General features: G+C 71.1%; 13 protein-coding genes. 7 read left to right on the forward strand and 6 right to left on the reverse strand.

The window, feature by feature from the left end:
- Together VED21_RS20580 and rlmN are read left to right on the forward strand one after the other, a co-directional pair.
- Window positions 1-217: invasion associated locus B family protein (locus VED21_RS20580; RefSeq protein WP_324885498.1), on the forward strand; the 217-nt coding region annotated here is incomplete at its 5' end.
- Between the two features lie 63 nt (window positions 218-280).
- Window positions 281-1,447, forward strand: coding sequence for a 23S rRNA (adenine(2503)-C(2))-methyltransferase RlmN (gene rlmN / locus VED21_RS20585; protein ID WP_324885500.1), 1,167 nt, complete (start codon window positions 281-283; stop codon window positions 1,445-1,447).
- A gap of 40 nt (window positions 1,448-1,487) precedes the next feature.
- Here the strand turns inward: rlmN and VED21_RS20590 are convergent, their stop codons facing one another.
- The gene (locus VED21_RS20590; RefSeq protein ID WP_324885502.1) at window positions 1,488-4,343 is read right to left on the reverse strand and encodes a PAS domain-containing protein; all 2,856 of its coding nucleotides are present in this window, start codon (window positions 4,341-4,343) and stop codon (window positions 1,488-1,490) included.
- Between the two features lie 216 nt (window positions 4,344-4,559).
- On the opposite strand from VED21_RS20590, the gene VED21_RS20595 reads away from it, so the two are divergent.
- From VED21_RS20595 to VED21_RS20605, 3 genes are all read left to right on the forward strand, one after another.
- The gene (locus tag VED21_RS20595) at window positions 4,560-4,793 is read left to right on the forward strand and encodes a hypothetical protein (protein WP_324885504.1); all 234 of its coding nucleotides are present in this window, start codon (window positions 4,560-4,562) and stop codon (window positions 4,791-4,793) included.
- Window positions 4,790-5,080 (forward strand): hypothetical protein, encoded by a 291-nt coding sequence (locus VED21_RS20600; protein ID WP_324885506.1) that lies wholly within the window; start codon window positions 4,790-4,792, stop codon window positions 5,078-5,080. Before VED21_RS20595 ends, VED21_RS20600 begins: the two co-directional genes overlap by 4 nt.
- A gap of 64 nt (window positions 5,081-5,144) precedes the next feature.
- Entirely contained in the window at window positions 5,145-6,380 is a 1,236-nt protein-coding gene (locus VED21_RS20605; protein WP_324885508.1) for an argininosuccinate synthase, read from the forward strand.
- 78 nt (window positions 6,381-6,458) lie between these two features.
- Here VED21_RS20605 and VED21_RS20610 read toward each other — a convergent pair whose 3' ends face one another.
- Together VED21_RS20610 and VED21_RS20615 are read right to left on the reverse strand one after the other, a co-directional pair.
- Entirely contained in the window at window positions 6,459-6,689 is a 231-nt protein-coding gene (locus VED21_RS20610) for a hypothetical protein (protein ID WP_324885510.1), read from the reverse strand.
- A gap of 256 nt (window positions 6,690-6,945) precedes the next feature.
- On the reverse strand, window positions 6,946-7,347 hold the full coding sequence (locus VED21_RS20615) for a rhodanese-like domain-containing protein (RefSeq protein ID WP_324885512.1): 402 nt from the start codon (window positions 7,345-7,347) through the stop codon (window positions 6,946-6,948).
- Between the two features lie 122 nt (window positions 7,348-7,469).
- Between VED21_RS20615 and VED21_RS20620 the strand changes: the two genes are divergently transcribed.
- Window positions 7,470-7,850 (forward strand): YkvA family protein, encoded by a 381-nt coding sequence (locus tag VED21_RS20620; RefSeq protein WP_324885514.1) that lies wholly within the window; start codon window positions 7,470-7,472, stop codon window positions 7,848-7,850.
- Window positions 7,851-7,852: 2 nt separating this feature from the next.
- Here VED21_RS20620 and VED21_RS20625 read toward each other — a convergent pair whose 3' ends face one another.
- On the reverse strand, window positions 7,853-8,683 hold the full coding sequence (locus VED21_RS20625; protein ID WP_324885522.1) for a DMT family transporter: 831 nt from the start codon (window positions 8,681-8,683) through the stop codon (window positions 7,853-7,855).
- Window positions 8,684-8,892: 209 nt separating this feature from the next.
- Here VED21_RS20625 and VED21_RS20630 point away from each other — a divergent pair, with 209 nt between their 5' ends.
- Window positions 8,893-9,369, forward strand: a complete 477-nt coding sequence (locus VED21_RS20630; protein ID WP_324885516.1) for a hypothetical protein — start codon at window positions 8,893-8,895, stop codon at window positions 9,367-9,369.
- Window positions 9,370-9,379: 10 nt separating this feature from the next.
- Here VED21_RS20630 and ccmI read toward each other — a convergent pair whose 3' ends face one another.
- Together ccmI and VED21_RS20640 are read right to left on the reverse strand one after the other, a co-directional pair.
- Window positions 9,380-10,750, reverse strand: coding sequence for a c-type cytochrome biogenesis protein CcmI (gene ccmI / locus VED21_RS20635; RefSeq protein WP_324885518.1), 1,371 nt, complete (start codon window positions 10,748-10,750; stop codon window positions 9,380-9,382).
- Window positions 10,750-11,226, reverse strand: a complete 477-nt coding sequence (locus tag VED21_RS20640) for a cytochrome c-type biogenesis protein (protein ID WP_324885520.1) — start codon at window positions 11,224-11,226, stop codon at window positions 10,750-10,752. The genes ccmI and VED21_RS20640 overlap by 1 nt, the downstream gene beginning before the upstream one ends.
- Window positions 11,227-11,344: the final 118 nt, after the last annotated feature.

The following is an 11,344-nucleotide window of genomic DNA, read 5'->3' on the forward strand; positions in this document are numbered from 1 at the left end:
CAAGAGCTTCAAGCTGTTCGCCGACAACGAGACCGCCTGGGCCCGCGACGCCGAGACCGACAAGGCCATCGTCGCCGCCATGCGCGAGGGCAAGGGCAAGCCGCTGGTCATGAAGGCGGTGTCGGGGCGCGGCACCAAGACCACCGACACCTACAGCCTCGACGGCCTCGCCGAAGCCTACAAGGCGATCAACGACGCCTGCGGCGTCAAGCGGTAGGCATACCCGTTATCCACAGGTCGCGCTTGGTTTCTCGGCCAGGCGCGACTATCTATTCGCCCCATGAACGCACGATCGACCGCTGCCCCCGACGTCCTTCCGGCCGCTTCGGCCGATGGGCGCAAGAACCTCGTCGGCCTCTCCCGCGAAGAGCTGGAGGCCGAGGTGGTGGCGCACGGCCTGGAAAAGTTCCGGGCGCGCCAGCTCTGGCACTGGATCTACCACCGCGGCGCCACCGACTTCGCGGTGATGACCACCCTCGCCAAGCCGGTGCGCGAGAAGCTGGCCGAGGCCTTCGTGGTGCAGCGCCCGACGGTGTCGCGCGACCAGAAGTCCGCCGATGGCACGCGCAAGTGGCTGCTGCGTATGCCCGACGGCCAGGAGGTGGAGAGCGTCCACATCCCCGAGGAGGACCGCGGCACGCTGTGCGTCTCCTCCCAGGTGGGCTGCACGCTGACCTGCCGCTTCTGCCACACCGGCACGCAGCGTCTGGTGCGCAACCTGACGGCGCCGGAGATCGTGGCGCAGGTCATGCTGGCGCGCGACGCGCTGGACGAATGGCCGGCCCCGCCGGACGGGCGGATGCTGTCCAACATCGTCATGATGGGCATGGGCGAGCCGCTCTTCAACTACGAGAACGTCGCCAAGGCGCTGAAGATCGTCATGGACGGCGACGGCATCGCCATTTCCAAGCGCCGCATCACGCTGTCCACCTCGGGCGTGGTGCCGATGATGAAGCGCTGCGGCGAGGAGCTGAACGTCAACCTCGCGGTCAGCCTGCACGCGGTGACGGACGAACTGCGCGACATCATCATGCCCATCAATCGCAAGTACCCCCTGCGGGAACTGATGGACGCCTGCCGCAACTACCCCGGCCTGAACAACGCGCGGCGCATCACCTTCGAATACGTGATGCTGAAGGGCATCAACGACAGCCCGGCCGACGCGCGGGCACTGGTGAACCTGCTGAAGGGCATTCCGTCCAAGATCAACCTGATCCCCTTCAACCCCTGGCCGGGCGCGCCGTACGAGCGCTCGACCGACAAGGCGATCCAGGTCTTCGGCGACATCGTCAACCACGCCGGCTACGCCAGCCCCGTGCGCACCCCGCGCGGCGAGGACATCATGGCGGCCTGCGGCCAGCTGAAGAGCGCCTCCATGCGCCTCAGCGCGGCCGACCGGGCGGCGATGCAGAAGGTGATCGAGGAAAAGGACGCCGCGCTGGCGTGAGGCGCTGATTGCCGGTTCCCCGCCGGACGCAGGGGAGGGGTTATGGCAAAGCCCCCGCCGCTTCAACCTTCCCCGCCACCCGCTCCGCCGGGAAGGTCACCGTCACCACCGTGCCTCGGCCGGGGGTGCTGGACAGGTCCAGGGTGCCGCCGTGCAGCTCGGTCAGTTCGCGGCTGATCGCCAGGCCCAGGCCGGTGCCGCCGAAGCGGCGGCTGATGCTGGCGTCGGCCTGCTGGAAGGGCTCGGTGACGGTCTTCAGCGCTTCGGCGTCGATGCCGATGCCGGTGTCGGCCACCGTCACCGCCAGCGTGCCGTCCTCGGCCACCGACGCGCCGAGCGTCACGGTGCCGCCGGGCGGGGTGAACTTCACGGCGTTGGACAGCAGGTTCAGCACGATCTGCCGCACCGCGCGCTCGTCCGCGCGCAGGTTGGGCAGGTCCGGGGGCAGATCGGTCGCCAGCCGCACGCCACCCTGCTCGGCCGGAACGGCGGTGAGCGCCATGCAGGAGTCCAGCAGTTCCGCCAACTCGACCTCGTGCTCGTCAAGTTCATAGCGTCCGGCCTCCAGCTTCGACATGTCGAGCACGTCGTTGATCAGCTCCAGCAGGTGCGTGCCGCTGGTCTGGATGTGCGCGGCGTAGGTGCGGTAGCGCTCGCTGCCCAGCGGCCCGAAGACCTCGTGCACCATGATCTCGGAAAAGCCGATGATGGCGTTCAGCGGCGTGCGCAGCTCGTGGCTCATGGTCGCCAGGAAGGCGCCCTTGGTGCGGTTGGCGCTCTCCGCCTGCTCCTTGGCGTGGGCCAGCCGCTCGGCGGCGCGCACGCGTTCCGTCACGTCGCGGGCCAGCAGCAGCACCATGGGCTCCGGCCCGAAGTCGGGCGGCAGCAGCGTGGTGCGTCCCTCGAACCAGCGGCGGCCGGTGGGCACGGCCAAGGCGTATTCGATGACCTGCGGCGCACCAGTGTCGATGGTGCGGCGGATCGAATCGTGCACGCGGCCCGCCGCCTCCTTCGGCAGCACCTCGGCGACGGGGCGGCCGACCACCGAATCAAGGGGAGCGGCCAGCAGGTCGTGCGTGCCCATGCCCAGCACCTCCTGGTAGCGGCCCTGGCCGTCCAGCAGGAAGGCGAGGTCGGGCAGGGCCTGCAGCAGGGCGGCCAGCCGCGCCCGGCTGCTGCGCAGCGCCTCCTCCGCGTGGCGGCGCTCGGTGACGTCGCGCACCACGCCCAGGGTGCGATCGCCGTCCAGCCGCACGGCGTTGACCTCGGACAGGCGGATGGCGCCGTCCTTGCGGCGCATCACCATCTCGCCGCGGAAGACGCCGGCCGGCTCCAGCGCGCAGAAGGAGGCGAGGCACGCCGCGCCCAGCGGGTGGTCGGCCGGCACCACGTCGGACACGCGCAGGGACAGCAGCTCGTCCCGCGTGTAGCCCAGCATCTGGCAGGCCGCCGGGTTGACGTCGACGTAGCGCCCTTTGGTGTCGGCGACGAAGATCCCCTCCATGGCGGCGTCGAGGTAGGAGCGCAGCCGCGCCTCGCTGCGCCGCAGGTCGGTCTCCATGCGGTAGCGCTCGGTGATGTCGTGCGCCTCGCTCAGCAGCAGCACGACGCGGCCGTGCTCGTCCCGGACCGGCTTGACGCAGAAGTCGACGGTGCGGGGCTCGCCGTCCACCGCCTGCACCTGCGCCTCGAAGCGGACGGAGCCGCCGGCCGCCGCCTCGCGCACGGCGGCGCGCAGCCGCTCGGCCGACGCCGGCACGGCGGCCCAGGTGCGCCGCTCCCACGCCGGGCGGCCGACGCCGCCCTCGCGCTCGGCGCCGGTGAAGTCCTGCGCTGCGCGGTTCAGCGCCAGGACCGTCCCGTCGGGCGCCAGGATGCCCATGTACTGGTAGGTGCTGTCGAAGGTGGCGCGGGCGCGCCGCTCGCTGGCCTGGAGGGCGCGGGCCATGCCCTCCAGCCGGCGCAGGTAGCCCAGCAGCAGCGCCGTCAGCACCGCCACCACGGCCACGACGACACCCAGGGTGACGGCGTCGCGCCGCAGGGCGTCGCGCCAGGGTGCCAGATACCCGGCCTCGGCAAGGCGGACCGACACCGCCAGCGGCAGGCCCTCCACCACGCGGATCGTCGCCACGCGCATGGCGCCGGTCACCGGAGACGGGCCGTGCCGGGTGACCTCGCGCTGCCCCTCGGCCAGCCGCTGGCGCATCTGCTCGGCGAAGTGCGCGGGGTCGGCGGTGACCGCCTCCTCGCGCGGGTGGCGCGCCAGCACCACGCCGTCGCGGTTCCACAGCGTGACCGTGCCGTTCGGCCCGAGGTCGACCGCGGCGAAGGTGCGCTCCAGGTGCGACAGGTCGAGGGCGGCGAAGACCACGCCGGCGAAGCCGCCCTGGCTATCGTTTACGCGTCGGCTGAGCGCCACGTACCAGCCGCGCAAGGTGCGGCCGAGGATCGGCTGGGAGATGACGGTTCCGGCGTCCGCCCGATCGCGGTGGATGCGGAAATGCTCGCGGTCGGCGATGTTGACCGGTGCCGTGCCGGGAATGCCGTCGTGCCGCACGTCGCCGTGCGCGTCGGCGACGACGATGTTGCGCAGGACGCCGCCGGCCGACAGGCGCGCGGCGATCATCGCCCGCACGGCCTCCGCCCCGGCGGCGGGCGCGCCGGGGCGCGGCGTCAGCGCCTCGGCGACGGTCGCCACGGCCAGCTCGACCTCCCGGAAGGTGCCGCGAGCCTGCATTTCCAGCGTGCGCGCCAGATTCTGCGTCTGGCGGACGGCGTCGGCCTCGGCCTGCTCGCGGCCCTGCACGGCCTTGATGGCGGTCTGCACGCCCAGCCCGGCAACGACCACGACGGCCACCACCAGCAGCGCCAGGCGGAAGCGGCCGAACGCCGCCACGCCCGGCGCGTCGGCGGGCGGCCGCGGGGAGGGAGGAAGGGGCGGCGTGAGCGATGGACCCGACACGGACAACCGGAAGCGACGCAAGACCGGGGCCGAGTTTACACGCGGTTCCGCATCGTTGCACGGGGTGAACCGCGTCCATTCCGTGACTTCCTCCTCGACAAACCGGGGCGGGGCAGGCATCTAGGCGCCATCGTCAAGGAGAGTGCGCGCGTGCCGAACTTTGCCGTCGATCCGGGGCTGGTCCTCTTCCTGTTCAACGCGCTGGCGGCGTGGCCGCTGGCGCGCGTCTGCCGCCGCGCGGGCCTCGCGCCGTGGTGGGCGTTGCTGGTGTTCGTGCCGGTGGTCGGGCTGGTCCTGGTCATGGGCGTGCTGACCTTCCGGCGCTGGCCCAACCGCCCGGCGCGCCCCGCGCCGCTCGGCCCCAAGCCGCGGAGGACCGCATGAGCGAGCTGCTGAACACGCTGTACTGGGCGCCCTGGCAGGCCATTCTGGCGCTGGAGCCGTGGCAGGCCAATCTGGTGATCGCGATCTTCCTGATGCTGAAGCTGGTGTTCGGCGGCTGGATGCTGGCCAAGTCGGGGCGCAGCCCGCTGTGGGTGCTGGTGCTGCTGCTGAACGGGGCGGACATCGTGGCGCTGTGGGTGTTCGCCTACGTGCGCTGGCCGTTCGTGCCCGGCGCGCCGGCCGGCCGCGACGACGCGCCTGTCCCCGCCGATCGACCGACCGATTGATTCGCCCGGCGCGCGGGGCTACTGTCCCGCACCGTCCTATTCCCCCTTGCGCATGAGCATTCCCATGAGCGGTGCGACCGGCAAAGAGATCAAGAAAGTTGTGCTCGCCTATTCCGGCGGCCTCGACACCTCGGTGATCCTGAAGTGGCTGCAGGAGACCTACCGTTGCGAGGTGGTGACCTTCACCGCCGACCTCGGCCAGGGCGAGGAGCTGGAGCCGGCGCGCAAGAAGGCGGAGATGCTGGGCATCAAGCCCGAGAACATCTTCATCGACGACCTGCGCGAGGAGTTCGTGCGCGACTTCGTCTTCCCGATGTTCCGCGCCAACACGCTCTATGAGGGCACCTACCTGCTGGGCACCTCGATCGCCCGGCCGCTGATCGCCAAGCGCCAGATCGAGATCGCCAACATGGTGGGTGCGGATGCCGTGGCGCACGGCGCCACCGGCAAGGGCAACGACCAGGTCCGCTTCGAGCTGGGCTACTACGCGCTGCGCCCGGACATCAAGATCATCGCCCCCTGGCGCGAGTGGGACCTGAACAGCCGCACCCGCCTGATCGACTACGCCGAGAAGAACCAGATCCCCATCGCCAAGGACAAGCGCGGCGAGGCGCCGTACTCCACCGACGCCAACCTGCTGCACATCTCCTACGAGGGCAAGGCGCTGGAAGACCCGTGGGTCGAGCCGGACGAGGACATGTTCACCCGCTCCGTCAGCCCTGAGAAGGCGCCGAACACCCCGACCTACGTCGAGGTGGAGTTCAAGCGCGGCGACGCGGTGGCCATCGACGGCAAGCCGATGGGCCCGAAGGACCTGCTGACCGAACTGAACCGCCTGGGCGGCGAGAACGGCATCGGCCGCCTCGACCTCGTGGAGAACCGCTACGTCGGCATGAAGTCGCGCGGCGTGTACGAGACGCCGGGCGGCACCATCCTGCTGGCCGCGCACCGCGCCATGGAGAGCATCACGCTCGACCGCGGGGCCGCGCACCTGAAGGACGAGCTGATGCCGCGCTACGCCGAGCTGATCTACTGCGGCTACTGGTGGAGCCCGGAGCGTCTGGCGCTGCAGAGCCTGATCGACCAGACGCAGGACGTGGTGAACGGCACGGTGCGCCTGAAGCTCTACAAGGGCAACGTGACGGTGGTCGGCCGCAAGTCGCCGAACAGCCTGTACCGCCTCGACTACGTGACGTTCGAGGAGGACAGCGTTTACAACCAGAAGGACGCGGAAGGCTTCATCAAGCTGAACGCGCTCCGCCTGCGCCTGGGCGCCATGGCGAAGGCGAACGTCAAGTAAGGATACGCACCCTCACGGGTGTGGCGGGGAACGCGGTCCGGCATCAGCCGGGCCGCGTTTTTCGTTGGGGCGTTTGGCCTACTCCTCCTCCGTCGGCCGCGTCAGGAGGTACAGCGCGGCCGCAGCACCCAGCAGGGCCATGGAGATCAGCAACTCGGCGCCATCCTTGTCCATCATGGCGACGGCAAAGCCGGCGCCGCCGGCCACGTAGGCCACGGCGGCGAGAACGGGGTTGAGCACGGGTGCGGCGCCGGCCAGCAGGCGGAGCGCGCGGGGCGGCGCGGGGGGCTGCGAATTGGCTGTCTTCATGACGACACCTTGCTGTGGCTGAAAGGCAAGGGCAGTCGCGGCGGCTCAGGCTCGGTCCGTCGTGTCTCCCGAACATGGAGTCATATTTGCCCCGGTGCTGCAGGGGCCAATACCTCCGCCGACGAGTTTGTGCAGCGCAAAAGACTTTGGCGAAGCGGCCGATTGCCGCAGGAGGTCATAGGCGTGCCGGATGGGCGCGGCGGCCCTTTGTCCACCGCGCCGTATATAAGATCAGATCATTGATCTGATCTTACTGTCACGCCTTCTCCGGCGGCTGGCCCACCGGCAGGCCGGCTTCCTTCCAGGCCTTGAAGCCGCCTTGCAGGTGGCAGACCGGCTCCAGCCCCATGCGCTGCACCGTGTCGGTGGCGAGCGCCGAGCGCCACGCGCTGGCGCAGTAGAAGACGAAGCGCTTGCCCGACGCGAAGACCGGCTTGTGGTAGGGGCTGTCCGGGTCGACCCAGAACTCCAGCATCCCGCGGGGCGCGTGGAAGGCGCCGGGGATCATGCCCTCGCGCTGCAGCTCGCGCACGTCGCGGATGTCGACGAACACCACGTCCGGGTCGCCGTGCAGCGCCAGCGCGTCCTGCGGCGTGATCGCCTGGATGCGCGCGTTGGCCTCGGCCAGCAGGTCCTTGTAGCCCATCTTCATCGGCATGCGTTCCTCCTGTGGCGCCGTCCGCGCCGTTCGTCTGTTGTGTGGTCGGGAGCGTGTCCGGCGCGTTGCGTCCGGGGCGTCCCACCCTCATGTTTAGCAGGGCAGAGCCCCGCATAGGAGAGATGGGTGAGGTGATGGGCACGGAACTGGTCGTGGTACCCCCCGAACGTCTGGAGGAGGAGGAGCGCTTCGTGCGCCGCCGCTTCTGGGAGAAGCTGCGCGCCAACCTGCGCCGCCTGCCCTTCGTCGAGCACCTGCTGGCCGCCTTCTACTGCGCCACCGATCCGGCGACCCCGGCCGGCGCCAAGGCGATCCTGCTGGGGGCCTTGGCTTATTTCGTGCTGCCCTTCGACGGCGTGCCGGATTGGCTGCTGATCGCCGGCTTCACCGACGACGCGGCGGTGCTGATGGCGGCGATCCAGGCCGTGCGGGTGAACCTGCGGCCCGAGCACTACGACAAGGCGCGCGCCGCCCTGGAGGAGGAGCAGGACGCCACGGCGTGACGTCAGCCGCGCGCCGCCCTGGCCTCGCGGTGGGCGATGTAGAAGGTTGAGGCGGCGATGACGCCGGCCCCCACCCAGCCCCAGGCGTCCATCACCTCGCCGTACAGCAGGTAGGCGAGCAGCGCGGTGAACGGCAGCTTGGCGTAGTCGTACGGCATCACCGCCGACGCCTCGGCCAGCTGGAAGGAACGCGTCATGGCGACGTGGGCGCCGGTCAGCACGCCGCCCAGCAGCACCAGCCAGCCCAGCGTTCCCAGGTCCGGCCAGCGCCAGACGAACAGCGCCGGCACCAGCGACATGGGCGTCAGCAGCAGGACCATGTAGGTAACCATGGCGGTCGACGTCTCCGACCGCGCCAGCGTGCGGACCTGCAGCGCGCTGAGTGCGGCAAAGACGCAGCTGGTCAGCACCGCCAGCGCGGCCAGCGACAGCGAATCGACCCCCGGCCGCAGGATGATCAGCACCCCGGCGAAGCCGACCACGACCGCCACCCAGCGGCGCAGCCGCACCACCTCGCCCAGCAGCAGCGCGGCCCCCATGGTGGTGAACAGCGGCGTGGTGAAGCTGAGCGCCGTGGCGTCGGCCAGCGGCATGTTCGCCACCCCCCAGAACCACGTCATCATGGCGCACAGCCCGGTCAGCGCCCGCGTGACGTACAGGCGCAGCCGCCCGGTGCGCAGCGCGCCGAAGCCGGTGCTGGCGGAGATCCACGACAGCATGAACAGCAGGCTGAACAGGTTGCGGAAGAAGGCCACCTGGAACGGATGCAGGGACAGGGTGGCGTGACGGATCAGCGTGTTGCCGGCGCCGAAGGCCATGGCGGCCAACAGCATCCACACCGCGGCCTCGACCGGCGCCGACAGAGGAGTTCGGGAGGAGGGAAGGAGCACGGACGGGACGGGGCGCTTCGGGCGGGGACGTCACTGTAGACCATCCCAACCATTCGCGGCCAGAGGCTGGCCGTTCGCCCGCTTGCCCGCGCGCGCAGCCCTGCATCATCATCGGTGCATGGGGGCGCAGGAGGCAGCGGGAGAGAACCGGCATGGGTGGCGATCGGTGGAGAATCGGCGAGACGGTGGCGGTGGCCGCGTCTGTCCTGGTGGCCGCGCTGCTGTCCGGGACGACCCTGGCCGCGCCGGAGGGGCCGCGCCGCTGGTCCGCGGACCTCAAGGCCGCCCGGGTCGTCCTGGCGGTCGAGCGTCAGGGCAAGGGGGAGGCGCTGGTGCTGACCGTGACGCCGCTGGCCGGAGCCCGCATCGAGCCGCAGGCCGTGCGCATCGACGCGCCGACGCTGGTGAGCCGGCGTCTGAAGGGGCGGTTCCCGACGACGGTGCGCAGCGAGGGGAAGCCCGGCGGGGCGATCCGCGCCGCCCTGCCGCTCGATGCGCCGGGCGCGGTGCGCCTGGGAGACGCGGACAGCAACGACGGGGCGCTGCGCGTGGAATACCGTGCCTGCGCCGCCGGGCCGAAGTCCTGCACGGTGGAGCGCGCGGACATTCCGCTGCGTGTGGCGCCGTAGGCCGGTGCCCTTACCCGCCGGCCTTCAGCGCCTCGATGCGCTGGCGGACGAAGGCGTGGTCGGGGTCCTTGGGGTCGAGCTGCGGCAGCAGGCGGCCCCACAGCTCGGCCGCCTCGGCCTTGCGGCCGGTGTTGGCGGCGTTCAGGCCCAGCAGCCACAGCGCCTCGCGGTTGGCCGGTTCGGCGGTCAGCACGTCGCGCAGAGCCCCCAAAGCCTCGGCCGGCATCTCGGCGCCGCCGGCCTGCGGGCCGCGGGCCAGCAGCACGTCGGCGTAGACCAGCAGCACGTCGGGGCGCTTGGGCGCCTGATCGACGGCCTTCCTGGCCGCCTCCACCGCCTTATCGTGCTCGCCCAGCACCGTGTAGGAGCGGGCGAGGCGCTTCCAACCCTCGACGTCCGCCGGGTTGTCGGCCATCTTGGCGGCCAGCGACTCGACCATGCCGCGCACCATGGCCTTCTGCTCGGCGTCCATCTCGCCGGACTGGTCCTGCGCCGTTTCCGCTGGCAGCGGCGTGGGCATGACCTTGGCGGGGTCGAGGTTCAGGCGCTGCGCCGCCTCGGTGATGCGCGCCCGGATGGCGGGCAGCCAGGGGGCGTCGGCCGGCGTCTCGGCCATCATGGCCCGCCAGCGGTCCAGCGCACCCTGCACGTCGCCGGCCTGCTGGCGGGCGAGCGCCAGATAGAAGCGGGCGCGGGGATCCTTCGGTTCCTTCGCCAGCACGCTTTCGAAGGCCGTGCGGGCGTCTTCCGGCACGATGCCGTCGTTGGCGTTGGTCACCATCTCCGCCCAGCCGGCGGTCAGCTCCGGATCGCCGGGGGCGGCGTCGAGGCCGCGGCGGAACGCGTCGGCCGCCTGATCGTACTTGCCGGCGCGGGCGTAGGTGCGGCCCAGCAGGTCCCAGCCGCGCACGTCCTTGGGGTTGTCGGCCAGATGCTTGACCAGCTTCTCCAGCGCGGCGGCGACCTGCGGCGGCGGGCCGCCGTGTCCACGCTCGGCGTCCAGGTTGCGCGACGCCAGCGGCATCCCCGGCACGTCCGGGTGGCCCAGCGGCAGGTAGACGGCGAGCGCCCCCAGCGGCAGCGCGATGGCGATGAGGGCGGCGACCACCCGCGCGGCGCGCGGTGCCGCGGCGGTTTCCGGCTTGCGGTCGGCGATGGCCAGCATGCGGCGGCCGATCTCGGCGCGGGCGGCGTCGGCCTGCTGCGCGGTGATCAGGCCGCGGGCCTGATCACGCTCCAGCTCGGCCAGCTGGTCGCGGTAGACCTCCAGGTCGTAGGCGGCGCGGTCGGGCGCGGCCTCGGCGCGCGGCTTCAGCAGCGGCGGCACGATCAGCAGCACCACGGCGGCGGTCAGCGCCGCCGCGACGATCCAGAACAGCATCAAACTCCGTCCTTGCCCAGAAGGGCCTCCAGGCGCCGACGCTCATCGTCCGTCAGCGGCGCGGTGTCGGTGCCGCCGGGTCCCTGGCGGCGGCGCAGATACAGGGCGACGGCCACGGCGCCGCCGGCGAACAGCACGAACGGCCCCACCCACAGCAGCAGCGTCGTCGCCTTGAACGGCGGTTTCAGCAGCACGTAGTCGCCGTAGCGGTCGGTGACGTAGCCCATCACCTGATCGTTCGAATCGCCGGCCTTCAGGCGCTCGCGCACGATGACGCGCAGGTCGCGGGCCAGGGGCGCGTTCGAATCGTCGATCGACTGGTTCTGGCAGACGAGGCAGCGCAGCTCCTTCGAGATCTCGCGCGCCCGTTCCTCCATCTTCGGATCGGGCAGCACCTCTTCGGGCTGCACGGCGTGGGCGGCCGGCCCGGCCGCGATCAACGCGGCCGTGGCCAGGGCGAGGATAAGCGCCTTCATCCCTTGCGAAGCTCCTTGACCAGCGGGAGGATGCGGTCCTGCACCACGTCCGGGGTCAGCGGGCCGACGTGCTTGTAGCGGATGCGGCCCTGGCGGTCGATCAGGAAGGTCTCCGGCA

This window comes from Azospirillum sp. (assembly GCF_035627195.1).
Lineage (GTDB): Bacteria > Pseudomonadota > Alphaproteobacteria > Azospirillales > Azospirillaceae > Azospirillum.